Below are 25,957 nucleotides of genomic sequence, written 5' to 3' on the forward strand. Positions count from 1 at the left end.
ACAGAACATGCCCGAGACGCTGATCAAGGTCGATCTGACGCAATCGGCCTACGACAACGACATGGTGCACAACCGCTGGCACCCCGACATCCCGATGGTGGCCTACGTCAAGCCGGGGGCCGACTTCATCGTCGAGACCTACGACTGGACCGGCGGCTTCATCAAGAACAACGATTCCGCCGACGACGTCCGCGACATCGACCTGTCGATCGTGCACTTCCTCTCCGGCCCGATCGGCGTCGAGGGCGCCGAGCCCGGCGACCTGCTGGTGGTCGACCTCCTCGACATTGGCGCCAAGCCCGAGAGCCAGTGGGGCTTCAACGGCTTCTTCTCGAAGAAGAACGGCGGCGGCTTTCTCGACGAGCACTTTCCGCAGGCCCAGAAGTCGATCTGGGACTTCGAGGGCATGTTCACCAAGTCCCGCCACGTGCCCGGCGTGCGCTTCCCCGGCCTGATCCATCCCGGCCTGATCGGCTGCCTGCCCGATCCGAAGATGCTGGAGACCTGGAACACCCGCGAGAAGGCGCTCTACGACACCAACCCGGAGCGCGTCCCGGCGCTGGCCACCCTCCCCTTCGGGCCGACCGCCCATATGGGCCGCCTGACGGGGGACGCGAAGGACACGGCCGCCGCCACCGGTGCCCGCACGGTCCCGCCTCGGGAGCACGGCGGCAATTGCGACATCAAGGATCTGTCGCGCGGCTCGAAGATCTACTTCCCGGTCTACGTGCCAGGCGCCGGCCTTTCCATGGGCGACCTGCACTTCAGCCAGGGCGACGGCGAGATCACCTTCTGCGGCGCCATCGAGATGGCCGGCTGGGTTCATCTCAAGGTCGAGCTGATCAAGGACGGCATGGCCAAGTACGGGATCAAGAACCCGATCTTCAAGCCGTCGCCGATCACGCCGAAATTCGACGACCACCTGATCTTCGAAGGCATTTCCGTCGACGAGCACGGCGGCCAGCATTACCTCGACGTGCACATCGCCTACCGGCAGGCCTGCCTCAACGCGATCGAGTACCTCAAAAAGTTCGGCTACTCGGGGGCCCAGGCCTACTCGATCCTCGGCACGGCGCCGGTCCAGGGGCATATCTCGGGCGTGGTCGACATCCCGAATGCCTGCGCGACGCTGTGGATACCGACCAAGATCTTCGAGTTCGACATCAACCCCGGCGCGGACGGACCGACGAGGTTCCTGGACGGCTCGATCCAGATGCCGCTCTCGCCGGATCTGTGATCATGCCCGTCTATGAGTACGCCTGCGCGGCCTGCGGGCCGTTCACCGCCATGCGGCCGATGGCGGAGTTCAAGGATCCGCACGCCTGCCCGGATTGCGGGGAGGCCTGCAAGCGGGCCTTCCTCACGGCGCCGCGCATTTCCGGGATGGAGGCCGGGCTGAAGGCCGCCCACGCCACCAACGAGCGCAGCCGCCACGCGCCGCGGCGCTCGGGGAGCCACGGGGCGGGCTGCGGCTGCTGCTCACCGAAGAAGGCGACCGCGGCGCCCGCCGCGGCCAAGAGCTTTCCGAGCGCGCGGCCCTGGATGATCAGCCACTAGACCACCAACCACCCTCCCCCCTCTGCGGGGGAGGGTGCCCCGCGGATGCGGGGCGGGAGAGGGGCCGCGCGACAGGTCAGGATGTCACGCCGGTCGCGCCCTGTCCGGACGCGGCGCTCCCTCTCCCGACCCCCTTCGGGGGCCACCCTCCCCCGCAGCGGGGGGAGGGAAACGGCACCCTGCGAGCCCGAACACCAGGAGGACATCACGCCATGATGCACGGAGACATCTCGTCCAGCCAGGACAGCGTCGGCGTCGCCGTCGTCAACTACAAGATGCCGCGCCTGCACACCAGCGCGGAGGTGCTGGAGAACGCCAAGGCGATCGGCAAGATGATCGTCGGGATGAAGACCGGCCTGCCCGGTCTCGACCTCGTGATCTTCCCCGAATACTCGACCCACGGCATCATGTACGACGCCGCCGAGATGTACGAGACCGCCTCGACGGTGCCCGGCGCCGAGACCGAGGTGTTCGCCGCCGCCTGTCGGGAGGCCAAGGTCTGGGGCGTGTTCTCGCTCACCGGCGAGCGCCACGAGGAGCACCCCAACAAGGCGCCCTACAACACCCTCATCCTGATGAACGACCAGGGCGAGATCGTGCAGAAGTACCGCAAGATCATGCCATGGACCCCGATCGAGGGCTGGTATCCGGGCGACCGCACCTACGTGTCGGACGGTCCGAAGGGCCTCAAGATCAGCCTGATCATCTGCGACGACGGCAACTACCCGGAGATCTGGCGCGACTGCGCCATGCGCGGCGCCGAGCTGATCATCCGTTGCCAGGGCTACATGTACCCGGCGAAGGAGCAGCAGGTCGTCATCTCGAAGGCGATGGCCTTCGCCAACAACGTCTACGTGGCGGTGTCGAACGCGGCGGGCTTCGATGGCGTCTACACGTATTTCGGACACTCGGCGATCATCGGCTTCGACGGAAGGACGCTCGGCGAGTGCGGCGAGGAGGAGATGGGCATCCAGTACGCGGCCCTGTCGAAGTTCCTGATCCGGGACTTCCGCGCCCACGGCCAGTCGGAGAACCACCTCTTCAAGCTGCTGCACCGGGGCTACACCGGCATGATCAACTCGAAGGAGAACCGGCACGGGATGTCGGAATGCCCCTACGAGTTCTACCGGCGCTGGATCGAGGATCCCGACGGAACCCGCGACGCCGTCCGGGCCATTACCCGGCAAGGCGTCGGCACCGAGGAATGCCCGATCGAGGGCATCCCGTTCGTCGGCAAGGGCCAGGGTGCCCCCGACCCGGTCCGCTGACAGCATCGCAACGACCGGCCCGGTCCCGGGAGGCGGACCGGGCCGGCGCAACGCCCAGGATCCCCATGGACACCACGCCCCTCGGCCCGACCGCGTTCCGCAGCCCCGCCGTGCTGCTGTCGGGCCCGGTCGACTACGACATGTACAAGGACTTCCGCCGCCAGTTCGGCGCGGCGGACGACCGCGAGATCGTGGTGATCGAGCTCTCGACACTCGGCGGCGACCCCGAGGTCGCCCGGATGATGGGTGAGGACATCCGCTACCACTCCGAGATGAACCCCGACCGGCGGTTCGTCTTCCTCGGCAAGGCCGCGATCTACTCCGCCGGCACGACCTTCATGAGCTTCTTCGCCCGGCCGAACCGCTACCTGACCCGCGGCGCTCGGCTCATGATCCACGAGCGCAAGATGAACAAGCAGCTCCACGTCCAGGGGCCGCTCACCACTTGCGTTGCCGCCGTGAAGGCGACGCTCCACGAGATCGAATGTTCGATCGTGATCCAGAACGAGGGCTTTTCGAACCTTATCCAGGGCTCGGACGTGAGCCTGGAGGAGGTTTTGGAGAAGGCGCCGTCGAATTGGTACCTGGAAGCCGAGGAAGCCCGAAAGCGGGGGCTGATCGAAGCGGTGATCTGACCGTGATCGCGGGCAGAGCGCGACAGGGGCCGACGCGAGGCGACCCGGATCGCTTCGCTCGCCGGGACGGGTCTGGGACCGGTCGGCCCCTCCGCGTCCGCGGCTGCTCGACCCTATCCCGGATCGTGATTTGCCCCCGCCGGCGGCCTTCGCACGAGGCCTCGAGGGATCGCGCCTCCGACTGAGAAAGCTCCTGTGAGGCCTTCACTCCGCTCCGGCACTTCAGGCCGAGGGTGCGGGTGGGAGCGTCGGCGGCGACGGGTGTTCACCCCTCCGGATAATCGGCGCCCAGGCTGGTCTCCCGCCATGCCTCGATCTCGGCGAGCCTCTGCTTCAACCGGCCCGTGACCGCGTCATAGCCCCAGGCGCCGAGCACGAGGTGGCGCGGCGGGTTGGCGATCTCGGTCACCCGGATCATCGCCTCGCCGGCCCGAACCGGATCGCCGGCCTGCGTGCCGCTCTTCTCCGCCGTGGCCTTGAGGCGCGCGCCCGCGGTCTCGGCGTAGTCCGCGATGGCGCTGGGCGTCTGGACCAGGGAGCGGCCGGCCCAGTCGGTGCGGAACGGCCCGGGCTCGATGCAGGTCACGCGGATGCCCAGCGGGCCGGCCTCCGCGGCGAGGGAGTCGGAAAAGCCCTCTACGGCGTGCTTGGTGGCGGCGTAGTAGCCCGAGGCCGGGAAGCCCACGAAGCCCGCCACGGAGGTGACGTTGAGGATGTGGCCGGAGCGCTGCGCCCGCATGACCGGCAGCACCGCCCGGGTCAGCGCGAACAGCCCGAACACGTTGGCGTCGAACTGAGCGCGGATCTTGTCGTCCTCGCCCTCCTCGATCGACGCCTGATAGCCGTAGCCCGCATTGTTCACGAGCACGTCGATCCGGCCGAATGTCTCGGATGCGGCGCGTACCGAGGCCTCGACCTGGCTCGCGTCGGTCACGTCGAGGGCCAGCGCCAGGACCCGGTCCCCTGCCGCCTCCGCGAGATCGGCGACCGTGGCCCGGTCTCGGGCGGTGACGACCGCACGCCAGCCCCGCGCGATCACGAGCTTGGCGAGTTCCCGCCCGAAGCCGGTGGAGCAGCCGGTGATGAACCAGACCGGTTTGGTGTTCTGCGTCATGGAGCGTCCGTCGTCCTCGCGGTGTGGTCAGGGCGTCTCGGCCGGTCGAGTCGGGCGATCGACCGAGGGCAGGTCGGCGATCGCCGCCACCCGATCCTCGCGGGAGACGCCCGAACCGGCCTCCGCCCAGAAGGCGTGCCCACTCCCGGCAACGCGGACGCGGCGCGCCGTATCCAAGGCCGCGGCGACGCCGGTGCTCGAATCAGATTCTCGGACGGCGTGCGGCCGAGGGGCATCCCGACCACCCGGCCGGAGGGCGGGTTTCGCGTCAGTAGCCGCGGGCCGCATCGACGCCGCGGGGCGGCGCGCCCGTCCTGCGATACGCCTCCAGATTGGCCGCCACGGTGGCGGCCGCGGAGTCCAGGTCGGTGGGGCCGGAGATGTGGGGCAGCACCGTCACGCCCGGATGGGACCAGAGCGGCGAATCGGCGGCCAGCGGCTCCGCGTCGAAGACGTCGAGGACCGCGTGGGCGAGGTGGCCGCGATCGAGGGCCGCGATCAGGTCGTCGGTGACCACGATCGGCCCGCGGGCGAAGTTGATCAGCGCCGCCCCGGGCTTCAGCGCCGACAGGCGCTCGGCATTGACGAGACCGCGGGTCTCCGGCGTCAGCGGGATCAGGCAGACCAGGATGTCGCACCGGCCGAGCATCGCCGGGAGGCCGTCCGTTCCGTGGGCCATGTCGAGGCCGGGCAAAGCCTTCGGCGTACGGCTCCAGCCGGCGACGCGGAAGCCGGCGGTGACGAGCCGCTCGGCCGCCGCGGTCCCGAGCGCCCCCAGGCCGAGCAGGCCGACGGTCGTGTCCGCAGGCTTGCGATAGGGATGCGGGCGCCAGACCCGGTCGCGCTGCTGGCGCGCGTAGGCCGGCATGTCGCGCTGGAGGTAGTAGGTCCAGGCGAGCACCGCCTCGGCCATGGTGCGGGCCATCTCCCGGTCGACGAGGCGGATGATCGGGATCGGCCGGTCGAAGGCGCCGACGAGCCGCTCGACGCCGGCCCACAGGCTCTGGACCCAGACGAGGCCCGGCAGGGCCGCGATATCCGCGGGATCCGGATTGGCCACGATGGCGACCCGCGCCGCCTCGCGCTCGGCCGCGCCCATGGTGCGGAACGGGACCACGCGTTCCGCCGGCATCGCCGCGGTCAGGATCCGCAGGTACTGGGCCTCCTCCGCCGGGCTCTTGCACCCGACCAGGGCGATGGCCTCCATCATCCGCACGCTCCGTATCGGCTCGAACCCGTCGTCCGCCACGGACGACGCAGGCGCTGTGCCTGAGCCGGTCCGGATCGCCAAGCCCGGCGCCGCGGTCAGCGCCGCTCGATCAACGCCGGGTAGACCAGGCGGACGTTGCGCCGGTCCGCGGGGATCGCGGTCTCGCCGCGGCCGCCGATGCTGCCGGTCGTGCTCGGCATCACCGGCTCGGTGGGCCTCAGGCGCCAGCGATCGGCCGCAGGCACCTGGACGCGGGGCTTCGGGCGTTCGAGATGGCCGTCGGCCCCCTGCGTGGGGACGGTGGCGAGCCCCGCCAGCGTCATCACGGTGAGCAGGGCGAGGTGGGCCGGCGGACGCAGGCGGGAACGGGCAGGACGAGAGGGCATGGGGGATACCGCGTGGACGCCCCAGTTCTGCGCTCCGCATGTGAAGACGGGATCGAACCGAACCGATTCCCAAGTCGTTGCCAACACCTGCCTGGAGTCGCGGTAAATGCTGGCTGTCCGGGCAAGGTAAACGGCAAGACAGGGGGACCAGCGGACATGGCGAGCAAGGTCGAGGGAGTGGCCGGGACACCGGAGCGTGCGGAGATCGGCCGCGTCATCGACACCGACATCTCGGCACGCCTCGATCGCCTGCCCTGGGGCCGCTTCCACGTCCTGGTGATCGTGGCGCTCGGCATCACCTGGGTTCTGGACGGGCTCGAGGTGACGCTCGCCGGCTCCCTGGTGGGCGCCCTGCGCAAGCCGCCGATGTCGTTCTCGGAGTTCGACGTCGGGCTCGCCGCTTCTTGCTACCTGGTCGGCGCGGTGACCGGCGCGCTGGGCTTCGGCTGGCTGACCGACCGGATCGGGCGCAAGAAGCTGTTCTTCATTACCCTGGCGCTCTACCTCGTCGCCACGGCGGCCACCGGCCTGTCGTGGAACGTCTGGAGCTTTTGCCTCTTCCGCTTCTTCACCGGCGCGGGGATCGGCGGCGAGTACACGGCGATCAACTCGACCATCCAGGAACTCGTCCCGGCCCGGGTCCGCGGCTGGACCAACCTGGTGATCAACGGCTCGTTCTGGATCGGCGCCGCGCTCGGCTCGTTCATGTCGATCGTGCTGCTGAAGCCCGAGGTGATCGATCCGGCCTGGGGCTGGCGCGTCGCCTTCTTCACGGGCGGGGCCATCGGCCTCGTGATCCTGCTGCTGCGCACCTGGATCCCCGAGAGCCCGCGCTGGCTCGCGACGCACGGCTACGCGGCGGAGGCCGACCGGGTCGTCACCGGCATCGAGAAGCGCTTCACCGACGAGGGCGTGAGGCTCCCGCGCGTGGACGAGACCAAGCGCATGAAGGTGCGCACCCGCGACCACACACCGCTCTCGGAGGTGTTCCGGGCCCTGTTCGTGACGAACCGGCTCGCGACGATGGTGGGCCTCGCCCTGATGGTCGCGCAGGCGTTCTTCTACAACGCCCTGTTCTTCACCTACGCGCTGGTCCTGGAGCGGTTCTACGACGTACCGGGCAACAGCGTCGGCTGGTATCTGCTGCCCTTCGCGCTCGGCTCGTTCCTGGGGCCGCTGCTGCTCGGACGGCTGTTCGACACGATCGGCCGCCGCCCGATGATCGCCTTCACGTACGGGATCTCGGCGCTGCTGCTCGCCGCCGTCGGCCTGCTGTTCCGCCTCGACCTGCTCGGGCCGGTCGGCCAGACGGGGGCGTGGATGGTGGTGTTCTTCTTCGCCTCGGCGGCGGCGAGCTCGGCCTACCTCACCGTATCCGAGACCTTCCCCCTGGAGATCCGGGCGCTGGCGATCGCCGCCTTCTACGCGGTGGGCACGGGCATCGGCGGCGTGTCGGGCCCGCTCCTGTTCGGCAGCCTGGTCGAGACCGGCTCCCGCGACTGGGTGCTGTTCGGCTACGGCATCGGCGCGGTGCTGATGCTGGTCGCCGCGGTGGTCGGCGGGATCTGGGGCACGGCCGCGGAGGGCAAGTCGCTGGAGGAGGTCTCGAAGCCGCTGGCGGCCGCGTGAGCCCCCTCCCCACGGCGTCGCTCCGGCGACGTCGTCGATCCCGGGGCGCGCCGGGCGCTTCGGGATCGACCGCCGCGGGGAACGCCGGCGGAGGGGCGGTCGTCAGCCCCCCCTCCGCCACACCTGTCCGTGGTAGACGAACTTCGCCCCCTCGTTGGCCAGCGCCGCGAGGCCCCGGAAGGCCGGGTCGTGGACGGTGATGACGCTGGTCGGGATCTGGCGCATCATCGCGGCGAAGGGCGCCTTCCGCTCGAAGGCGTCGCGGAAGCCGCACGCCTCCAGCACCTTCAGGATCCGGGGCGCGATGCCGCCGCCGATATAGACGCCGCTGGTCGCCAGGAAGGTGAGCGCCAGGTCGCCGCAGACGCGGCCGAGCAACCGGCCGAACAGCTCCAGCGTCTCGGCGGCGTGGGGATCGGAGGCTTTGAGCCCGGCCTCGGTCACCGCCGCGGGGTCGATCCGCGCGTGCGGCTGTCCGGTGCGGACATGCGCCACCGCCGCGTGCAGCCGCGAGAGCCCGGGGCCGGACAGCACCGCCTCCACGGTGATCCGGTCCTCGACCCGCTCCAGGGCATGCCAGACCTTTTCCTCGAAGGCGTCGGCGGGTCCGAGATCGGTGTGTCCGGCCTCCGTGGACACGATCGCCAGATGGGCCGCGTAGGGCACAAGGGCCGCCGCGCCGAACCCGGTGCCCGGACCCAGCACCACGCGGGCGCCCCCGGGCACAGGCGGGCAGGGTCCGACCGGCGTGAGGTCGTGCGGCGCGATGTCGGCGGCGCCCGCCGCTACCGGCACGTAGTCGTTCACCACCACCGCCGAGGACAGGCCGAAATCCTCGGCGATGCGCTGGCCGGCGATCTTCCAATGCGCGTTGGTCAGCTGGATCTCCGGTCCGTCGACCCGGCCGGCAATCGCCAGGATGGCCGAACGCGGCGGGGGCATCCGCTCCCCGCTCTTGGCCAGCGACGCCGCGATGGCGCGCGACGGATCGGGATGGTCGGCGGTGGCCTCGTGGGAGAGGAGCCGCGGCTGGTCGCCGGACTTCTCGATGAGGCCGAACCGCGCGTTCGTGCCGCCGATGTCGCCGACCAGGACCGGGAACTCGAACATCGCAACGTGCCTCTGCTGGAGCGCCCCCCGGACCGGATACCGGTCCGGTGGTGGGCCCGTGGGATCAAGGGCTCCGGGAACCGTCCCGGGCAGGATGCGTGCCTGAGGGCGTTCCCGGCGGCTCATCGACTGCCTGCCTCCGGCCGATGGCGCCGAGATGCGTATGGCCGAAACCGCGCCTGTATTTAAGTCCGTAGCCGAGTGCGCGGTCCAGGCCGATATGGCTGAGCCAGATCAGGGCCAACCCGGCGAGGTCGGTCCGGCCGTAGGCCAACGTCAGACACAGGCCGATCAGCGGCGGCGACAGCGTGTGGGTCAGATTGTAGAGCGCGGCACCGATCGCGGGTGTCGCGGCGTATGCGAGCATGCTGAGGTCGGGGACGAGCAGGAGGGCGGCGAAGATCCACCACGACTGCCCGAGCCAGGCATAGGCCCATGCGGCGGCGAGGAGGAGGCAGACGCCCTCCAGGCGGAGCAGAACCCGCGGCCCGCCAATGACAGCGCCATCCGGCATCGCAACCCCCGTTGGCCCGAGCCCCGGAACGCGGATCGGCGAAAGCAAGCCGACGCCTTGGCCGACGGCCCGATCTTTCGCGCGGATCGGTGGCGAGCCCGCACCGACCGCACGCGTCATCGATACCCGGAGGCGCTGCCGTTCCAAGACCCCGGGCCCGGGCAGCCGGACAGGGCGCGCTCAGGCCTGCGGCAGCGCCCCGGGATCGATGGCGCCCCCCGCGGCCCAGTCCCGCAGCAGCGCCCGGACCGCGGCCGGGTCGGGCAGGCGGCGGGTCGCCACGGTGTCGCCGTCGCCGACCCGGACGGCGATGCCGCCATCCTGGCGGACCGACGCGAAGGCGATCTCGTCCGTGCGGTCGTCCCCGAAGAAGACGGGCGTCCGCCCGACATAGGGCGGCGACTCCATGAACGCCCGGATCGCGTGGGCCTTGGTGGCCTGCGCGGGAACGATCTCGCCCACCGCCTTGCCGAGCTGCAGCCGGTAGGCGCCGCCGAGAGCGTCCGCCGATGCCCTGACCAGCGCCTCGGCCCGGCCGGCATCCTCGGGGTTCGCGAGCCGCCAGTGCACCGCCACGGAGGCGCCCTTGTCCTCGATCAGCACGTTGGACAGGGGGGCACTCTCCGCCTGGAGCCGGGCGACCTGACGGCGCAGCTCCGGATGATCCGCGGCCGCAGCGCCCGTGGTCGCTCCGCCGACGCGGCGCTCGACGCCGTGCAGGCCCGCCGCATCGAGCCGGGACGGCGCCAGGAAGCGGTCGATCACCGAGACCGGACGCCCGGTCACGACCGCCAGCGCGCCGCCGAGGCGACCGCGCAGCGCCTCGAGGGTGTCCACGAGGCCGGGCTCCACCTGAACGGCGTCCGGTCGGGGCGCGATCTCGGCCAGGGTGCCGTCGAAGTCGAGGAAGAGGGCGATATCCATCACGGGTGATCCCGGTCGCGAGCGTCGGCGAGGGGCTAGCACGGGCCGGCCCGCCGACAAACGGCGGCGCGGCGCCCTATCTCCCCGCGGGCGCGATTGACACGAGGTTTTCCATGACATGGCCGGTTCCGGATCCGGTGAAGCCCGGCGAGGAGAGCGTCTGGGCCTATCCGAGGCCGCCCCGGCTGGAGCCGGTGACCGAGCGGCTGCGGGTGGTGCTCGGCGGCTCCGTGATCGCCGAGACGGAGGCCGGCTTCCGGGTGCTCGAAACCTCGCACCCGCCCACCTACTACCTGCCGCCAGACGACATCGTCGCCGGCGCGCTGGCGAATCCGCGGCGCGGCGGCATCTGCGAGTGGAAAGGCCAGGCGCGGCTGTTCGACGTGCACGGCGGGGGGCGGCTCGTGCCCGGCGGAGCGTGGTCCTATCCCGACCCGACGCCGGAGTTCCGCCGGATCGCCGGCTACGTGGCGTTCTACGCCGCGCCGATGGACGGCTGCTTCGTCGGCGCGATGCGGGTGACGCCGCAGCCCGGGACCTTCTACGGTGGCTGGATCACGCCGGGCATCGTCGGGCCGTTCAAGGGCGGCCCGGGCTCGATGGGCTGGTGACGGCCGCGGACGTGCCGCGGCGGCGCGGCGAAGTTGAAGCGAGGGAGAGGGCATGAGCGCGTTGAGCGAGACCGATCCGAGCGGCGCCGGATTCAGCCCGGATCGGCTCGCCCGGATCGGACCGTGGATGGACCGGCTGGTCGCGCAGGGGCGGCTCGCCGGACTGTCGGTCACGGTGGCGCGAAGGGGCCGCATCGCCTTCGCGCGTGCCTGCGGTCAGGCCGACCTCTCCCGCGGGACGCCGTTCACCCTCGACACGGTCACGCGGATCTACTCGATGACCAAGCCGCTGACCTCGGTGGCGGTGATGCAGCTCTACGAGCAGGGCCTGTTCCAGCTCGACGATCCGGTGTCGCGGATCCTGCCCGAGTTCACCGACATGCGCGTCGCGGTCGGCGGCAACCGGGCCAAGCTCGAGACCGAGCCGGCGCGCCGGCCGATCACGGTCCGCGACCTGCTCACCCATACGGCGGGCCTGACCTACGGCTTCATGGAGGCGACCCTCGTCGACGCGCAGTATCGCGCGCAGGGCATCGACTTCCTGGCGCGGGAGGGCACGCTCGCCGAGATGACGGAGCGCGTCGCCCGGATGCCGCTGCTCGCGCAGCCGGGCAGCGCGTGGAACTACAGCGTCGCCACCGACGTGCTCGGCCACTACGTGGCGGTGCTCAGCGGCCGGCCCTTCGCGGATTACCTTCGCGAGAACGTGATCGACCCGCTCGGCATGGTCGATACGGATTTCCAAGTCAGCCCCGCTTTGATGCCGCGCTTCTGCGCGACCTACGCGTACGACCGCGAGCGGCGTCTCAGCCTGTTCGACGATTCGGTCGAGACCGCGTTCGCGCAGCCTCCGGCCATCGCGTCGGGCGGGGGCGGGCTGGTCTCGACGGCAGCCGATTACCAGCGCTTCTGCCGGATGATCCTCGGGGGCGGCGCGCTGGACGGCACGCGGCTGCTGGGCCGGAAGACCGTCGCGCTGATGCTCGCCAACCACCTGCCCGGCGACCTCGCCGCCATGGGCACGCCCCGGTTCGCCGAGACCTCCTACACGGGGATCGGCTTCGGCCTCGGCTTCTCGGTGATGCTCGACCCGGCCCGGGCCCAGATCCTCGGCACACCGGGCGAGGTCGCCTGGGGCGGCCTCGCCTCGACGGCGTTCTGGATCGACCCGGCCGAGGACCTCTCGGTGGTGCTCATGACGCAGCTCGTTCCGTCCTCGGCGCTGCCGATCCGGCGGGAGCTGCGCGTCCTCACCTACGCGGCGCTGGAGGCCTAAGGCGCGGCCGCGCTCATTCCTGCGGCGGGGCGTCTGCGGCGGGACCGGCCTTTGCCGGTTTCGCGCCGGCCTTGGCGGTGGGCTTCGCCGCGCCGGCGAATTCCGGATCGCTGTGCGGGCCGTTCGGGCCGTTGGTCGGGCCGGCGAGCTGACCGGGCGCCAGATCGCTCACCTTGTTCCAGGTCTGCGACTTGCACAGGAAGGCGATCAGGCAGCCGCGGACCGTCAGTTCGCCGGGCTTCTCGGTCCAGATGGTGACGTCGTACGACTTGCCGTCCTCGGAATTGTAGATCTTGCCCTCGTAATGGGCGTCGGCATTCGGCTTCAGGCCCATGACCAGCTGGTGGCCGAGCGACGGGCGGGCCTGCTTCTTGGGATCGGGATTCTTGAAGTCGATGCGCGGCTCGCCCTTCTCGTTGAGCGGGACCTTCAGCCAGACCACGTAGCCGCAGAGCCGATCCGCGGCGCTCCCGCACTTCTCGAGGCGGACACGGGCGCGGCCGTCCTCGGTGAGGTAGGTGCCGCTGGGATCCGTGGGTGTCGCGGCATGAGCCGGAGCCGCCAGCGCCGCGAGCGCCAAGATCGCCAGCGGCGCGACCCGGCGGCCGATCGAAGTGAACGTCATTCCCGAACTCCTTGCCTCGCGCGCCGCGATGGAGACCAGACCGCCCGCCCACGCGTCAATTGCGCGTGTGGCGGGTGCCCCATCCCGCGTCATCGCGTTGCGCCGGACGGACCGCCGGGCGGCGCGCGCTTCATGCCCGCCCTGTCCCGCGCGAAGTTGTCCGCATCATGACAACGCAGCCTGAGGCTGAAGAGGCGCGCGGGTTTCCAGCGCAGGCTGCGCGGGATGTCAGACCCGGGTCGGCGGAGCGCTGCGGGCCGGTCCGAGGGCGCGCTGCATCAGCGTCACGTCGAGCCAGCGCCCGTGCTTGTACCCGACCGCCGCCAGAATACCGACCGGCGTGAAGCCGAGCCTCGCGTGAAGCCGGACGGAGGCGGCCGATCCGCTTTCGGCGATGACGGCGACCATCGTCCGGCAGTCGATCCGCTCGCTCTCCGCGATCAGGGCCGCCAGCAGGGCGCGGCCGACCCCGCAGCCGCGGAATGCCCGGGCGACGTAGATCGAATCCTCGACCGTCGAACGGTAGGCCGCGCGCTGATGGTAGGGGCCGGCATAGGCGTAGCCCGCAACCGTCCCGTCCCGGATCTGGACGAGATAGGGGAAGCCGCCATTGCGCAGGACCGAGAAGCGCCGGATCATCTCGTCGAGCGTCGGCGGCTCGGTCTCGAAGCTCGCCGTGCTGGTGCCGACGGCCTCGCCGTAGATCGCCGTGATGGCCGGGAGATCGGCCTCGGTGGCTTCGCGTATGGTATCGGTCACCGGGGAAGGGTATCCGAAGATCCTGACGTTCCGCAACGTGCGGACACCATGCCGGCCGGTCCGCCCGACCCTGCTCGGCCTTCCTGTCGGCTCGGAGACGGCCGTCGGCACGATCCGCCGCGGCGCCGTCATGGTCACCGCTGATCCGCCCGGTGTCCGGTTCGAAACCGCCCCTCGGGGCGAGGCGGAGCCGGGGGCCGGTCAGCGCGCGAGGCCGGTCACGAGGCGGACGAGATCCGACTGGCGGGTGGCTCCGGTCTTGGCGAAGATCGCCTTGAGCTGCGAGCGGGCCGTCGCGGCGGTGACGGCGAAGCGGGATGCCGCCTCGGCGAGGGAGATGCCGCCGAATAGCGCCTGAGCCAGGCGGGCCTCCGCGGGCGTGAGCCGGTAGACGACCTGGAGAAGGCTGGCCGCCGGCACGGGGGCGATTCCGGGCACGCTGGCCAGGATCAGCGTGCATCCGCCAGCGAACAGGCCGCGGCTCGGGCCGACCAGCGGGACGACATGGAGCACGATCGGCTGCGCATCCCGGCGGGCCACAACCACGACGGAGACCGGCGGCCGGCCGAAGGGACGCGCCACCGCCTCCAGGTGTCGTGCCGCCTCCGGATCCTCCGCGGTGAGACGCCCGCCGACGAGTTTCAGAGCGCGCCCGAACAGGGCACCGAACGCCTCGTTCCAGCTCAGGGCGCGGCCCGCGTGGTCGAGGACCAGGGCGGCGCGTTCGATGACGTCGAAGGCCTGGGTCAGCCCGGCCAGCCGCGACTTTTCGACGATCGCGGTGAGCAGGCCCGCGCGCCGGAGCAGCGGCGACAGCATCGCCAGCCGCGTCTGCTCGTGCGGCTCGAAGGGACCCTGCGCCACGGTCCGCTGCAGCGACAGGCACCAGAGCCGCCCCTCAACCTCGAAGCCGATCCCCGCAAACCAGCGCAGGCCATGCGAGGCGAGCAGGTCCTGATAGTAGGGCAGGCGCGCGATCTCCTCCGGCGAGGTGAAGTCCTGGTCGACCGCGATGCCCCGGGCGCGCAGCATCGGCATCCCGCGCAGGCGGTAATCGTCGCGATACCAGCCCTCGTCGAAATACCGGCGCGCGGCGCCCGCGAGCGACGGCGTGTAGAGCGCGTCCAGACCGATCCGTTCGGAGCGGAGCAGCAGGGCCCCCTCGCTGCCGGCGGCGCGGGACGCCCGTTCGATCAGATCCGGCCAGCGCGCCGCATCGATGACCGTCTCCTCGAGATCCTGCCGGAAGCCGTCCACCAAGTCCTCGCGCAGGCGCGGGACGTGGTTGCGGATCAGCCCAGCCATCGAAGCCAGGGCCGGCCGGCCGGGTACTTCCGATCGGCGAGGTGAGGTTCAGACTTCATTCAAGGCTCGCGACATCAAGATGCGCGAATATATATTGAGTCGTATAAACTGCGCAATCCATGCGCAAACTACACAGTTTTGACGGAAATGTATAGAATTTAACCCAAGTTCGATTATTGCGGCGGGATCGGGATCGTTTTTGTCGCAACCTGAGATGCGCGTCGTCACGGGCCGCCCTCCGCCGGCCGGCGCGGCGCATCCAACGGCAGCGGTGCCCTACCGCCTCGCCGCGGAGCAGAGCCGCCGGGCCACGCCTCGACGCGCCTGCGCGTGCCGAGGCGGCATCGCCATAGGCCGGGAGCGCTCCAGCCGCGGCGGCGTGAGGCGCGGCGCCCATTCTGCGGGAAGCCTCAGGGCGGCGGTGCGAAACCGGCCAGGCTCATCGTGCCGTGTCGCGCGACGACGCGCGAGCCCGGTTCCCGCCGCAGGCGCGCCGCGAACCGCACCCGGTGCCCGTTCCCCTACTCGGCGGCGCGCAGGCCGCCCGGGAGCGGCTCCGCCGGCATCTCGTCGGCGATCGGATCCTGGATCAGCGTCCAGTAGCCCAGCGCCGCCACCAGGGCGATCACCGCGCCGGTGATGAAGGCCAGGGAGAAATGGCCCGTTCCGCCGACGATGAAGCCCGTCACCGTCGGCGCGAGGGCGCCGCCGATGTAACCGCCGAAATTCTGCATCGCGCCCAGCGACGCCGTGCAGCTGGCCGGCGCCGCCACGGAGGCCATCGCCCAGGCGGCCGAGGAGCTCATGTAGACCAGGAACAGCGAGGCCGAGATGCAGGCGATCGCCAGGGTGTCGCTCGGGGTCAGGGCCGCGACGACCGTGAAGGCCGCCGTCGCCACCAGGGAGGCGGCCATGGGGATCTTGCGGCTGCGGATCGGATCGACGCCGCGGCGGACCAGCATGTCCACGACCCGGCCGCCGAGGATGCCGCCCATGACCCCGAAGGCGAAGGGGATCGAGCCGACGAGGCCGGTCTTCTGCAGGGTGAAGTGCCGCTCGATCTCCAGGTAGCTCGGCAGCCACGCGGTGTAGAGCCACGTCATGTAGATGCAGCCGAAATAGCCGACGATCATGCCCCAGCTGGTCCGGAAACCGAACAGGCGCCGCCACGCGCTCCAGGTGACCGGCCGGCTCGCGTTCGGCGCGTCGCCCTCCTCCAGGAAGGCGCGTTCCCCGGGCGTCAGCGCCGACTCGCGCGGGTTGCGGAACACCAGGTAGACGATCGAGGCCAGGACGAGCCCGGCCGCGCCCATGATCACGAACATCGCCCGCCAGCCGAAGCTCACCATGAGGAAGGTGAGCAGCGGCAGGGCCAGGAAGGTGCCGAGCGAGGAGGCGCAGTTCCAGATCCCCGTGGCGGTGCCGCGCTGGCGGATGTTGAACCAGTCGCGGGACACCCGGGCGCAGGTCGGGAAATGCGGCGCCTCGCCGATCCCCAGAACGATGCGCGCGCTCACGAACTGCCAGAACGACGTCACGGCGCCGCCGAGCATCTGGCCGAGCGACCAGCAGGTCAGGCCCAGCGTCAGCGTCAGCCGCGGGCCCAGCCGGTCGGCCAGCGCCCCGGCCGGCAGCTGCGCGAAGGCGTAGGCCCAGAGGAACGCCGAGAGCAGCAGCCCCATGTCGGGGATCGAGAGGCCGAGATCCGCCCGGATCAGCGGGTTGGCCACCGCCAGGGTGGCGCGGTCGACGTAGTTGACGACGCCCGCCGTCACCAGGAGCGCCAGCGAGATCGTCTGGATGCGCCTCACGCGCGGCGTTGCGGCCAAGGCCATGGTGTCCTCCCGATATGGCGGGCCCCTTCGGGGTCTCCGGGGCCCACCGATCGTTCGCGACTCGCGACGGCCCGCCCGCATTCTGCACCGAACGCCGCCCGGCGAAAGGCCCCGCCGCCCCTCGCCTCCCGGCCCCGGGCGTCGTAGACCGCCCGTCACCGTCACCGTCCGAGACAACCCCGTTGCGCCTGACCCAGATCACCCACCACGACCTCGACGGCTACGGCGCCTCCACGGTCGCCGCCGCCTGCGCGACGGTCGAGCGCGTCGTGCACGTGCCCCGCTACAGCGATGTCGGCCCGGTCTTCGAGGACGAGATCAAGCGCCTCGGCCGCGCGGCCGAGAGCGAGATCCTGCTGATGACGGACCTCGGGCTGGAGGAGCAGACCATCGCGGGCCTGAAGAAGTTCGCCGCGATGAACCGGCGCCGCGAGGCGGGCCGGACGCACCGGCTCGTCGTGCTCGACCACCACGCCTCGTCCCTGGACCAGCTGCGCCGCCTCGGCTTCGAGATCGCCGTCGACCCGGAGCGGCCGGGCCTGCACCGGGTCGACCTGGGCGATCCGGAGAGTGCGGTGCTGATCGAGGAGGACATCTGCGCCACCCGGATGACCTTCGAGCACCGGGCCCTGTTCGCCACCCGCGAGCCCGAGGCCGACCTGTCGAGCCTGCTGACGGCGGTCGATGCCCTCGACCTCTGGCGCAAGGAGAGCCCGGCCTTCCGGGGCGGCCTCGCGCTCGACGAGCTGTTCTGGGACGTGGTGTCGAGCTTCGTACCGGTCGGGCATCCCTGGCACGACCGGTTCGTCTCCGACATCCTGCTGGCGGCAGCCGCGGCCCTGCGGGAGGGCGCGAGCCCGGCCGACCTCGAGCGCCGCGCCACGGCGATCCGCACCGGCGTGGTCGACGCCCTGCTGCGCGAGGCCCCGGACGACGACCCGGCGCTGACCACGCGGATGCGGCTCGCCCGGGCGCTCGCCCGCTCGGACACCCTGTTCCGCCCGCTCAAGGACGGCACGCTCCTGTCCTTCGCCCTCGATTCCGGGACCTTCCAGCGGGTGTCCGACCTGATCATGGATGCGGGCCGGGCCAAGCGCGTGGTCAACGTCCAGCGGATGGGCAACCTGTCGTTCCGCTCCAACGACGGCACGGCGCTCGACGGCGCCCGCCTGTTCCGCGGCGGCGGCCACCGGGACGCCGCCGGGGGCCGTCTCCAGAGCGGCTCGGCCTTCTCGATGGCCGACGCGATCGCGCAGGTGGAACCGGTGCTGAACCCTGAGAAGCCCGCAGGCTCGGACAGCCCGTTCGCGGCGCTGAAGAATTGGAAGGGGTGAGGCTCGCCGCGCAGAGAAGACTGATCGCGCCGCACCGAGTTTTCGCGCCACGCCATCAATAATTTCAAGTTGCATCAAGCAGAATTTGCGAACGATTGACCGGCGGCAGCGACTGCACGCTGCGCAGTCACGACATTCTTCTGTCACCAAGCGGACTGATCATGGACGTTTGGCACCCGATGCCGCCTCGAAATTCCCATCGCCGATGCGCCCCGAACACGCGAGCCTGCGCGTCCTGATCGTCCTCGCGGCCGCCCAGATCATCGGTTGGGGCAGCGTCGGTCTCACGGCGGTGGTCGCCCCCCTGGTCGCGGCCGATCTCGGGATGGACCTGGCCGCGGTGTTCGCCGGGAACTCGGTGCGCTACGCCACCATGGGTGTGGCCGCGCCGATCCTCGGGCGCGCCTTCGTCCGGTATGGCGCGCGGACCGTGATGATCGCCGGGAGCGCGCTCGCCGGTCCGGGTTTCGTCCTCTTGGCGGCGGCGCACGGTCCGGTCGCCTATTTAGCGGCCTGGACGATCCTCGGCGTGGCCGGATGTGCGACGCTCACCAATGCGGCCAGCATTCTCCTGAACGAGATTGCCGGGCACGGCGCCCGCCGGGCCATCGCGGCGCTGATGCTGGCCACCGGCCTGTCGAGCAGCCTGTTCTGGCCGACCACGGCGTTCCTGACCGGTCTCGGCGGCTGGCGGGCGACCTGCCTCGTCTATGCCGGGGCGATGTGGTTCCTCTGCCTGCCCCTGTACCGCTGGGGCCTGCCGCCGCGCGTGCGGCCCCCCACCGGGGCGGAGCCGGGACCCGAGGTGAGCGCGCTGCCTCAGACGAGTACGTTCTGGCTGATTGCCTGCGGGATCACCCTCAACGCCTTCGTCACGTTCGGCCTCAGCGCCACCCTGATCGAATTGCTGGTGGCCGAGGGACTGAGCCGGCCGGAGGCCGTCGGCTACGCCTCGATGCTCGGCATCGTCCAAGTGAGCGCGCGGGGCATTGACTTCCTCGGCGGCGGCCGGTGGGACGGGTTGACCAGCGGCCTGTTCGCCGGAGCCCTCGTGGTCACGGCGCTGATCCTGCTCGCCGCGGGCGGCGGGACCCCGGGCGCCGTGATGCTCTTCATCCTGATCTACGGCCTTGGGAGCGGCGTCCTGGCGGTGGTTCGCGCGACCCTGCCGATGGCGTTCTACGACAAGGCCGCCTATGCGCGCGCCGCCTCCCGCATCGCGCTCCCCCTCAACCTCGTGACGGCGGCCGCCCCGCCGATCCTGGCGACGATCCTGACGACGTTGGGCCGGGAGGCTGTCTTGCTTCTCACCGCCGGATGCGTCCTGACGGCGACGGCGACGTTCCTGGCCCTGACGCGGCGCCGGCCCAAAGCGGAGACGCCGGCACCCCTCAGAGTTTGAAATCCTCGCCGAGATACAGCCGGCGCGCCTCCGGGTTCGCCACGATCTCATCCGGCGTACCCTCGGTGAGGATGCGGCCGGAATGGGCGATGTAGGCGCGGTCGATCAGGCCCAGCGTCTCGCGGACGTTGTGGTCGGTGATCAGCACGCCGATGCCGCGCTGCTTCAGGTGCTTCACCAGATCCTGGATGTCGCCCACCGCGATCGGGTCGATGCCCGCGAAGGGCTCGTCGAGCAGCATGAAGGTCGGCGAGGAGGCGAGCGCCCGGGCGATCTCGCAGCGCCGGCGCTCGCCGCCCGAGAGCGCGATCGACGGGGCCTTGCGCAGGCGGGCGATGTCGAACTCCTCGAGCAGCGCGTCGAGCCGGCGCGCGCGTTCCTTGCGGTCGGGCTCCGTCACCTCCAGCACCGCGCGGATGTTGTCCTCGACGGTGAGCCCGCGGAAGATCGAGGCCTCCTGCGGCAGGTAGCCGATGCCGAGCCGCGCCCGCTGATACATCGGCAGGTGTGTGATCGGCAGCCCGTCCAGGCTGATGTCGCCGCGGTCGGCCGCCACCAGGCCGGTGATCATGTAGAAGATCGTGGTCTTGCCGGCGCCGTTCGGCCCGAGCAGCCCCACGGCCTCGCCGGTGCGCACCGTCAGACCGGCCTCGTGGACCACCGTGCGGGCGCCGTAGCTCTTGCGCAGGCCGCGCACGCTGAGGATGCCCGGTCCGCCCTCGTCGGTCCGCGGCCATGCATCGGCCTCGGCCTCAGCGCCGGCCGGCGGCCGCCCGCGCCGGCCGAACAGGCGGCCGAGCCAGCCCGAACGGCCCGCCGGTTCCTGCGGGCCCGCCTGGAACGCCATGGCGCCGCTCAATTGGCCTGCGCCCGGGGCTTGGTCGGCAGGTTGGCCGGCGGCTGCGCGCAGCCCTTCGCCTTGCCGTCCTTCGCCTCGGCCTTCTCGCCCGGCACGAACAGGGCCGAGACGCGGCCGCCCGCCACCGGGTCCATGTTGGCCCGGCCGGTATTCATGTCGTAGACCAGCCGCTGCCCGCGGGTGACGTTCTGGCACTGGCTCAGCACGACGTTGCCGGTGAGGACGATCCGCTTGGCGTCCTGGTCGAACACCGCGTGGTCGCCGGTGGCGACCTGATCCTTCTGCACCACCGTCACCGGACCGGCGCAGTCCACCTTCTGGATGCCGTTCTCGGCGGGGTTCCGGGCCGGGGCCGCCTCGGCGGCCTCGCCGGCCTTCGCCTCGCCCTTAGCGTCCTTGCCCGACCCGTCCCTGGCCGACCCGTCCTTGCCGCGCTTGTAGTAGACCGTCATGGTCGAGCATCGGATCGTGCTGTCGCCCTGCACGGCCACGACGTTGCCGGCGAAGACCGCCCGGTTCTCCCGATCGAACACGTCGAGCCGGTCGGCGTCGATCTTGATCGGGTCCTTGCCGCCGCCGCCGATGTTGCCGAAGGGCGAATCCTTGCGCGCCGGCTTCTCGGCCAGGGCCGGGCCGCCGAGAAGCAGCCCGACCGCCCAAACAGCGCAGAGGATGCGGGCGGCGCTCATCGGGCCGCGTCCGCCGGCCGGGCATCCGAGGTCTGGACGCGCAAAGCCGGCTTCTCGGCCTGATCCTCATTGACGATGACCACGTGGACGTTGCCCACGAAGGAGATCCGCTTGCCGCTCTCGACCACATCGAGACTGTCGGCATCCACCTGGGCCCGCGGGCTCGACACCGTGACGGGCTCCTGCGAGCTGATGGCACCGGTCTTGAGCGCCACGGCGGCCGAGCGCAGGCGCGCCTCCTCGCCCTTGTCGGTCCAGATCCGGATGTCGGTCTTGAGGTCGAGGGCCTCGCGGGTGGTGTCGAACAGGCCCGAGGCCGCCGAGAGCCGGGCGACGCCGCCCTGGTCGTCGGTGGCGATATGGCCGCGCATCTGCTGCAGCTCGATCTGGCTGGGCTTGCGCACGTCCTGGAGGGCGGCGTCCGCCGTCACCTCGTAGCCGCGCGTGCCCTGGCGGAATCCCGAGAGCCGCGGGTTCTCCATGCGGACCTTCGAGCCCGCCAGCGTCACCGGGCCGACCGAGACGCCGGGAAGGCGCGCCGCGAAGGGATTGAACAGGGCGCCGAGGAGCAGCGCCACCGCGCCGCCGGCCGCCACCGGGATCAGGCGGCGCATGGCACGGACACGGCCGCTGTGGCGGTAGGCCTGGGCATGCGCCCGGGTCCGCGCCGCCGCGACCGCCTGTCCGTTGCCGGCTTGAGCCTCGACCGGGTTCATGCAGCGTCCGTGAGGCGCGCCGAGCGCGCGCGAGAGGGATCGACCCAGACGCCTGCGGCCCCCACCGCGCCCGCGCCATCGGCCGGGAATGATCCCGACCGGTGGCGAAGTTATGGCTTGACCATTTCCGAATGATCAACCGAACTTGCAATCGTTCGGCCGCAATGTGTGGAGACACACGCCGCACGATGCAATTCGGCGCCGTGATTCACGGTCCCTACGCTGCACCGCGCGCCGCCGCCAGGGCCGCCGCCACCGTCCGGGCGAAGGCTGCCGGGTCGCGCGGGCTGTCGCCGTCCTGGATGCGGGCGAGATCGAGCAGTGTTCCGGCGGCCATCGGCACCTCCGATTCGGGCGCCGCGGCCAGCGCGCGAATCAGCGGATGGCGCGGGTTGATCTCCAGAACCGGCTGACCGACCGCGGCCCGGCCGGCCCGGCGCATCAGCCGCTGCATCTGCAGGTCGGGCCCGCCGGTGCCGGCCGACAGCACCACCGCCGAATCGACCAGGCGGTCCGTGGTGCGCACGTCCGAGACCTCCGCGCCGAGCGCCGCCTTCACGGCGGCCACGAAGCCGTCGAGGCCCTCCGGCGCGTCCGGCTGCGCGTCCTCCGGGGTGAACTTCGACAGGTCGAGACCACCCTTGGTGATCGAGCGGAGCGGCTTCTCCTCGAAGGTGCCGAGCTGTTCCGGCCAGAAGGCGTCGACGTGGTCGGAAAGGAGCAGGACCTCCAGGCCGCGGGCCTTGAAGCCTTCGAGCTGGGGCGACGATTTCAGCGCTTCGGCATCGTCCGCGACAAGATAAAAGATCGCCTCCTGCCCGTCCTTCATCCGCGACACGTAGTCGGGGAGCGAGGTCCATCCCTCCACCGCCGACGAGCGGAAGCGCAGGAGCGGCGCGATCTCGCCTCGCCGCTCGAAATCCTCGTAGATGCCCTCCTTGAGGACGGAGCCGAAATTCTCCCAGAACGCCCGATAGCCGTCCGCGTCCTTGGCCCGGGTGGCGAGCTCGGACACGACGCGGCCGGTGACCGCGCGGCGGATCCGCGCCAGCGCCGGCGTCGATTGCAGCATCTCGCGCGAGACGTTGAGCGGCAGGTCCTCGGTGTCGACGACGCCCTGGACGAAGCGCAGCCAGGGCGGGAGCAGCTCGGCCTCGTCGGTGATGAACATCCGCCGCACGTGCAGACGGACCTTGCTCTGCCGGTCGTTGTCCAAGGCCTGGAAGGGCTTCGAACCGGGCACGAACAGCAGCGCGGAGAATTCGAGCTGCCCTTCGGCGCGCCAGTGCAGCGTCGCCCAGGGCTTGTCGAAGTTCATGCCGATGGAGTGGTAGAAGGTCTCGTACTGCTCCTCGGTGACCTCCGATTTCGGCTTTCGCCAGAGCGCCGTGCCCTGATTGGCCGATTCGTCCTTGCCGTCGCGCACCACGGCGATCGGCACGGTGATGAAGTCGGCCCATTTCCGCACGAGATGGTCGAGGCGGTAGGGCTCCAGATACTCGTCGGCATCGGCCTTGAGGTGGAGGACGATGTCGGTGCCGGGCTCCGGCCGCGTGGCGGGCTCCAGCGTGTAGCTCCCCTGCCCTTCCGACGCCCAGGTCCAGGCGTCCTCGCTGCCGGCCCGGCGCGACGTGACGGTGACCCGGTCGGCCACCATGAAGGCCGAGTAGAAACCGACGCCGAACTGGCCGATCAGGCTCGGCCGGTCTTCGGCCTTGGCGGATTCGAGCGTCTGCGAGAAGGCCCGGGTCCCGGACCGCGCGATGGTGCCGAGGTTGGCCGCCAGATCGTCCTTGGTCATGCCGATGCCGGCATCCGAGACCGTCAGGGTCCGCGCCTCCTTGTCGGGCACGATGCGGATCTTCGCGTCCGGCGGCAGGGCGCTCGCCGCCGAGGTCAGCGCCTCGAACCGGCGCCGGTCCATGGCGTCGGCGGCGTTGGCGACGAGTTCGCGCAGGAAGATCTCGCGATCGGAATAGAGCGCGTGCACGACGAGGTCGAGGAGCCGGCCTACCTCCGCTCCGAACTCGTGCCGCTCGATCGTCTCGCTCACGGATGATGCCTCCACAGTCGGGGAAAACGCGGTGGCGATATGCTTGCGAACGCGGCCGTTTTCAATGCGCCGGGTGGGCGGCTTCGGCATACGATAGGAGCCGTCGCGGCGCCTTCCTGTACCGGATCCCGGGATCCGGTTGGGCTGACGATCCCCGGTCCGGGAGAGGGCGGTGAGGCAGGATGAAACGCCACGCCCTTTCCTGGGCGCACGCTGCGCATACGGAATGCGCCCCCGGGACCTTACGCGGACGCGCCGCGCAAGCGGCTCCGATCCCGTGAGCCACGGAAGGTCAGATCTCGATCTCGGTCCCCACCTCAACGATCTGCCGGGTCGGCAGGCCGAAATGGGCGCCGGTCCGCTCGGCGTTGCGCTTCATGAAGGCGAAGAGGCCCTCGCGCCAGGGCGCCATGCCGGGATGGGTGGGCGACGGGATCACCACCTCGTGGCCGACGAAATAGGTCATGTCCTCCAGGTATTCCGGTGGCAGGAGGCCGCTCGCCACCGCGCATTGCAGCCCCTCGGGGATCGAGGCCGTCTGCATGAAGCCGTAGCGCAGGACGACGCGCTCCATGCCGGGCGTGTATTTCGAGATCGCCTTGCGGATGCCCTGGGCCACGAGGGTCACGTGCGCCCGCTCGCTGGCCGGGATCACCGGCTCCTCCTCGTAGAGCACGGTGATCAGCAGGATCCGCTCGTGGAGGCAGCGGCTGCGCTCGACCAGCCGGCCCAGCGCCATCGGGATGCCCTCGGTGGCGGCGGTGAGGAAGGCCGCGGTGCCCGGCAGCGTCACCGGCGGATGCGAGGCGAGACGGGCGAGGAAGGTCGCCTCGGGCATGCGCATGGTCTCGCGCACGGATTCGAGGACGTGGTTGCCCTTCATCCAGGTCAGCATCAGGAAGGCGACCGCGGCGGCGAGCAACAGCGGAAACCATCCGCCCTCGAACAGCTTCACGCTGTTGGCGGCGAAGAACACGGCGTCGATGGCGAGGAAGAACCCGTTCACCGCGACGACCAGGATCGGGTTGTAGCCCCAGCGCAGGGCGATCAGCGCGGCGAGCAGCGTCGTGATCCCCATGAGCGCCGAGACCGCGATGCCGTAGGCGCCGGCCAGGGCGTCGGACGAGCCGAACACGATGACGGCGGTGAGCGTCGCGGCGGCGAGCAGCCAGTTCACGCCGGGCACGTAGATCTGGCCGCGCTCGTCCTGGTCGGTGTGGACGACCCGCATCATCGGCATGAAGCCGAGCTGGATCGATTGCTGGGTCAGCGAGTAGACGCCCGAGATCACCGCCTGCGAGGCGATCACGGTCGCCATCGTGGCGAGCGCCACCAGCGGGTAGTGCGCCCAGTCCGGGGCCAGCAGGTAGAACGGGTTCTCGATCGTCCCGGGGTCGGCGATGATCAGCGCACCCTGGCCGCAATAATGGATCAGCAGCGCGGGCAGCACGAGGCCGAACCAGGACGCGCGGATTGCCGGGGCGCCGAAATGGCCGAGGTCGGCATACATGGCCTCGCCCCCGGTCACCGCCAGGAACGCCGCGCCCAGCATCAGGAAGCTGACGTGCCAGCCGGCGTGGAGCAGGAAGTCCACCGCCCGCCAGGGATTGGCCGCCGCCAGGATCTCGGGCGCGCGCAGGATGCTGGGAACCGCGAGGAGGACGAGCACGGCGAACCAGACCAGCATGACCGGCCCGAACACCCGGCCGATGGCGGCCACGCCCTTGTGCTGGACCAGGAACAGCCCGACCAGGATCACGATCGTGATCGGCACCACGAACGGTCCGAGCGACGGCGCGTCGACCTTCAGGCCCTCGATCGCCGACAGCACCGAGATCGCCGGCGTGATCGCCCCGTCGCCGTAGAGCAGGGCCGCCCCCACCAGCCCGACCACCAGCAGCAGCGCCTTCCACGTCCCCGGCCGCGCCTGCCGCGCACCGAGGAGCGCCAGCATGGCGACGATGCCGCCCTCCCCGCGGTTGTCGGCGCGCAGGATCAGCACCGCATATTTCAACGACACGATCAGGATCAACGACCACAGGATCAGCGACACCGCCCCCGTGGCCGCCGCCGGGACCGAGGCGCCGCCGGCGGTCGCCGCCTTCACCGCCTCCTTGAACGCGTAGAGCGGGCTCGTGCCGATGTC

24 protein-coding genes are annotated in these 25,957 nt (G+C 70.8%); 9 read left to right on the forward strand and 15 right to left on the reverse strand.

Annotated elements, in window-relative coordinates:
* The first annotated feature begins 7 nt into the window (after positions 1–7).
* From fmdA to MKL01_RS07935, 4 genes are all read left to right on the forward strand, one after another.
* Positions 8–1,237, forward strand: coding sequence for a formamidase (gene fmdA / locus MKL01_RS07920; RefSeq protein ID WP_243904663.1), 1,230 nt, complete (start codon positions 8–10; stop codon positions 1,235–1,237).
* 2 nt (positions 1,238–1,239) lie between these two features.
* Complete coding sequence (locus tag MKL01_RS07925; RefSeq protein WP_243904664.1) at positions 1,240–1,557, forward strand: FmdB family zinc ribbon protein; 318 nt, start codon at positions 1,240–1,242, stop codon at positions 1,555–1,557.
* 212 nt (positions 1,558–1,769) lie between these two features.
* Positions 1,770–2,825 (forward strand): aliphatic amidase, encoded by a 1,056-nt coding sequence (locus MKL01_RS07930; protein ID WP_243904665.1) that lies wholly within the window; start codon positions 1,770–1,772, stop codon positions 2,823–2,825.
* 65 nt (positions 2,826–2,890) lie between these two features.
* Positions 2,891–3,460, forward strand: coding sequence for a ClpP family protease (locus tag MKL01_RS07935; RefSeq protein WP_243904666.1), 570 nt, complete (start codon positions 2,891–2,893; stop codon positions 3,458–3,460).
* A gap of 265 nt (positions 3,461–3,725) precedes the next feature.
* Here MKL01_RS07935 and MKL01_RS07940 read toward each other — a convergent pair whose 3' ends face one another.
* From MKL01_RS07940 to MKL01_RS07950, 3 genes are all read right to left on the reverse strand, one after another.
* Positions 3,726–4,574: an oxidoreductase gene (locus MKL01_RS07940; RefSeq protein WP_243904667.1), complete on the reverse strand. Its 849-nt coding sequence runs from the start codon at positions 4,572–4,574 to the stop codon at positions 3,726–3,728.
* A 268-nt stretch (positions 4,575–4,842) separates the two neighbouring features.
* On the reverse strand, positions 4,843–5,784 hold the full coding sequence (locus MKL01_RS07945; protein WP_243904668.1) for a 2-hydroxyacid dehydrogenase: 942 nt from the start codon (positions 5,782–5,784) through the stop codon (positions 4,843–4,845).
* 95 nt (positions 5,785–5,879) lie between these two features.
* Positions 5,880–6,170: a hypothetical protein gene (locus MKL01_RS07950; protein WP_243904669.1), complete on the reverse strand. Its 291-nt coding sequence runs from the start codon at positions 6,168–6,170 to the stop codon at positions 5,880–5,882.
* 156 nt (positions 6,171–6,326) lie between these two features.
* Between MKL01_RS07950 and MKL01_RS07955 the strand changes: the two genes are divergently transcribed.
* Positions 6,327–7,799, forward strand: a complete 1,473-nt coding sequence (locus MKL01_RS07955) for an MFS transporter (protein ID WP_243904670.1) — start codon at positions 6,327–6,329, stop codon at positions 7,797–7,799.
* Between the two features lie 102 nt (positions 7,800–7,901).
* On the opposite strand, the gene MKL01_RS07960 is transcribed toward MKL01_RS07955, so the two are convergent.
* The 3 genes from MKL01_RS07960 to otsB all read right to left on the reverse strand — a co-directional run bounded on the left by MKL01_RS07960 (position 7,902) and on the right by otsB (position 10,347).
* Positions 7,902–8,909: a glucokinase gene (locus MKL01_RS07960; RefSeq protein WP_243904671.1), complete on the reverse strand. Its 1,008-nt coding sequence runs from the start codon at positions 8,907–8,909 to the stop codon at positions 7,902–7,904.
* 64 nt (positions 8,910–8,973) lie between these two features.
* Entirely contained in the window at positions 8,974–9,423 is a 450-nt protein-coding gene (locus MKL01_RS07965) for a DUF4260 domain-containing protein (RefSeq protein WP_243904693.1), read from the reverse strand.
* A gap of 180 nt (positions 9,424–9,603) precedes the next feature.
* On the reverse strand, positions 9,604–10,347 hold the full coding sequence (gene otsB, locus MKL01_RS07970; RefSeq protein ID WP_243904672.1) for a trehalose-phosphatase: 744 nt from the start codon (positions 10,345–10,347) through the stop codon (positions 9,604–9,606).
* Positions 10,348–10,460: 113 nt separating this feature from the next.
* Here otsB and MKL01_RS07975 point away from each other — a divergent pair, with 113 nt between their 5' ends.
* Together MKL01_RS07975 and MKL01_RS07980 are read left to right on the forward strand one after the other, a co-directional pair.
* A complete protein-coding gene (locus MKL01_RS07975) occupies positions 10,461–10,958 on the forward strand; it encodes a DUF427 domain-containing protein (protein ID WP_243904673.1) in 498 nt (165 codons plus the stop codon).
* 52 nt (positions 10,959–11,010) lie between these two features.
* Positions 11,011–12,234 (forward strand): serine hydrolase domain-containing protein, encoded by a 1,224-nt coding sequence (locus tag MKL01_RS07980; RefSeq protein ID WP_243904674.1) that lies wholly within the window; start codon positions 11,011–11,013, stop codon positions 12,232–12,234.
* A gap of 13 nt (positions 12,235–12,247) precedes the next feature.
* Here MKL01_RS07980 and MKL01_RS07985 read toward each other — a convergent pair whose 3' ends face one another.
* The 4 genes from MKL01_RS07985 to MKL01_RS08000 all read right to left on the reverse strand — a co-directional run bounded on the left by MKL01_RS07985 (position 12,248) and on the right by MKL01_RS08000 (position 16,758).
* Positions 12,248–12,859: a DUF2147 domain-containing protein gene (locus MKL01_RS07985; protein WP_243904675.1), complete on the reverse strand. Its 612-nt coding sequence runs from the start codon at positions 12,857–12,859 to the stop codon at positions 12,248–12,250.
* 228 nt (positions 12,860–13,087) lie between these two features.
* Entirely contained in the window at positions 13,088–13,618 is a 531-nt protein-coding gene (locus tag MKL01_RS07990; protein ID WP_243904676.1) for a GNAT family N-acetyltransferase, read from the reverse strand.
* Between the two features lie 201 nt (positions 13,619–13,819).
* The gene (locus tag MKL01_RS07995) at positions 13,820–14,923 is read right to left on the reverse strand and encodes a helix-turn-helix transcriptional regulator (RefSeq protein WP_243904677.1); all 1,104 of its coding nucleotides are present in this window, start codon (positions 14,921–14,923) and stop codon (positions 13,820–13,822) included.
* A 521-nt stretch (positions 14,924–15,444) separates the two neighbouring features.
* A complete protein-coding gene (locus MKL01_RS08000) occupies positions 15,445–16,758 on the reverse strand; it encodes an MFS transporter (protein WP_243904678.1) in 1,314 nt (437 codons plus the stop codon).
* A 182-nt stretch (positions 16,759–16,940) separates the two neighbouring features.
* On the opposite strand from MKL01_RS08000, the gene MKL01_RS08005 reads away from it, so the two are divergent.
* Together MKL01_RS08005 and MKL01_RS08010 are read left to right on the forward strand one after the other, a co-directional pair.
* Positions 16,941–18,092, forward strand: coding sequence for a dimethylmenaquinone methyltransferase (locus tag MKL01_RS08005; RefSeq protein WP_243904679.1), 1,152 nt, complete (start codon positions 16,941–16,943; stop codon positions 18,090–18,092).
* Positions 18,093–18,297: 205 nt separating this feature from the next.
* On the forward strand, positions 18,298–19,494 hold the full coding sequence (locus tag MKL01_RS08010) for an MFS transporter (RefSeq protein ID WP_243904680.1): 1,197 nt from the start codon (positions 18,298–18,300) through the stop codon (positions 19,492–19,494).
* Here MKL01_RS08010 and lptB read toward each other — a convergent pair.
* The 5 genes from lptB to MKL01_RS08035 all read right to left on the reverse strand — a co-directional run.
* The gene (lptB, locus tag MKL01_RS08015; RefSeq protein ID WP_243904681.1) at positions 19,484–20,341 is read right to left on the reverse strand and encodes an LPS export ABC transporter ATP-binding protein; all 858 of its coding nucleotides are present in this window, start codon (positions 20,339–20,341) and stop codon (positions 19,484–19,486) included. The two genes, MKL01_RS08010 and lptB, sit on opposite strands and share 11 nt — an antisense overlap.
* An 8-nt stretch (positions 20,342–20,349) precedes the next feature.
* Entirely contained in the window at positions 20,350–21,042 is a 693-nt protein-coding gene (locus tag MKL01_RS08020; protein ID WP_243904682.1) for an LptA/OstA family protein, read from the reverse strand.
* A complete protein-coding gene (lptC, locus tag MKL01_RS08025) occupies positions 21,039–21,758 on the reverse strand; it encodes an LPS export ABC transporter periplasmic protein LptC (RefSeq protein ID WP_243904683.1) in 720 nt (239 codons plus the stop codon). The genes MKL01_RS08020 and lptC overlap by 4 nt, the downstream gene beginning before the upstream one ends.
* 217 nt (positions 21,759–21,975) lie before the next feature.
* On the reverse strand, positions 21,976–23,811 hold the full coding sequence (gene htpG / locus MKL01_RS08030; RefSeq protein ID WP_243904684.1) for a molecular chaperone HtpG: 1,836 nt from the start codon (positions 23,809–23,811) through the stop codon (positions 21,976–21,978).
* A 292-nt stretch (positions 23,812–24,103) separates the two neighbouring features.
* Positions 24,104–25,957: potassium transporter Kup (locus tag MKL01_RS08035; protein ID WP_243904685.1), on the reverse strand; the 1,854-nt coding region annotated here is incomplete at its 5' end.

The sequence above is a fragment of the Methylobacterium sp. J-070 genome (assembly GCF_022829385.1).
GTDB lineage: Bacteria > Pseudomonadota > Alphaproteobacteria > Rhizobiales > Beijerinckiaceae > Methylobacterium.

Excerpts from the sequence above, each read along its gene's own strand:
- fmdA (WP_243904663.1), top strand. The coding sequence starts at position 8 with ATGCCCGAGACGCTGATCAAGGTCGATCTGACGCAATCGGCCTACGAC.
- MKL01_RS07925 (WP_243904664.1), top strand. The coding sequence starts at position 1,240 with ATGCCCGTCTATGAGTACGCCTGCGCGGCCTGCGGGCCGTTCACCGCC.
- MKL01_RS07930 (WP_243904665.1), top strand. The coding sequence starts at position 1,770 with ATGATGCACGGAGACATCTCGTCCAGCCAGGACAGCGTCGGCGTCGCC.
- MKL01_RS07935 (WP_243904666.1), top strand. The coding sequence starts at position 2,891 with ATGGACACCACGCCCCTCGGCCCGACCGCGTTCCGCAGCCCCGCCGTG.
- MKL01_RS07940 (WP_243904667.1), bottom strand. The coding sequence starts at position 4,574 with ATGACGCAGAACACCAAACCGGTCTGGTTCATCACCGGCTGCTCCACC.
- MKL01_RS07945 (WP_243904668.1), bottom strand. The coding sequence starts at position 5,784 with ATGATGGAGGCCATCGCCCTGGTCGGGTGCAAGAGCCCGGCGGAGGAG.
- MKL01_RS07950 (WP_243904669.1), bottom strand. The coding sequence starts at position 6,170 with ATGCCCTCTCGTCCTGCCCGTTCCCGCCTGCGTCCGCCGGCCCACCTC.
- MKL01_RS07955 (WP_243904670.1), top strand. The coding sequence starts at position 6,327 with ATGGCGAGCAAGGTCGAGGGAGTGGCCGGGACACCGGAGCGTGCGGAG.
- MKL01_RS07960 (WP_243904671.1), bottom strand. The coding sequence starts at position 8,909 with ATGTTCGAGTTCCCGGTCCTGGTCGGCGACATCGGCGGCACGAACGCG.
- MKL01_RS07965 (WP_243904693.1), bottom strand. The coding sequence starts at position 9,423 with ATGCCGGATGGCGCTGTCATTGGCGGGCCGCGGGTTCTGCTCCGCCTG.
- otsB (WP_243904672.1), bottom strand. The coding sequence starts at position 10,347 with ATGGATATCGCCCTCTTCCTCGACTTCGACGGCACCCTGGCCGAGATC.
- MKL01_RS07975 (WP_243904673.1), top strand. The coding sequence starts at position 10,461 with ATGACATGGCCGGTTCCGGATCCGGTGAAGCCCGGCGAGGAGAGCGTC.
- MKL01_RS07980 (WP_243904674.1), top strand. The coding sequence starts at position 11,011 with ATGAGCGCGTTGAGCGAGACCGATCCGAGCGGCGCCGGATTCAGCCCG.
- MKL01_RS07985 (WP_243904675.1), bottom strand. The coding sequence starts at position 12,859 with ATGACGTTCACTTCGATCGGCCGCCGGGTCGCGCCGCTGGCGATCTTG.
- MKL01_RS07995 (WP_243904677.1), bottom strand. The coding sequence starts at position 14,923 with ATGGCTGGGCTGATCCGCAACCACGTCCCGCGCCTGCGCGAGGACTTG.
- MKL01_RS08000 (WP_243904678.1), bottom strand. The coding sequence starts at position 16,758 with ATGGCCTTGGCCGCAACGCCGCGCGTGAGGCGCATCCAGACGATCTCG.
- MKL01_RS08010 (WP_243904680.1), top strand. The coding sequence starts at position 18,298 with ATGCGCCCCGAACACGCGAGCCTGCGCGTCCTGATCGTCCTCGCGGCC.
- lptB (WP_243904681.1), bottom strand. The coding sequence starts at position 20,341 with ATGGCGTTCCAGGCGGGCCCGCAGGAACCGGCGGGCCGTTCGGGCTGG.
- MKL01_RS08020 (WP_243904682.1), bottom strand. The coding sequence starts at position 21,042 with ATGAGCGCCGCCCGCATCCTCTGCGCTGTTTGGGCGGTCGGGCTGCTT.
- lptC (WP_243904683.1), bottom strand. The coding sequence starts at position 21,758 with ATGAACCCGGTCGAGGCTCAAGCCGGCAACGGACAGGCGGTCGCGGCG.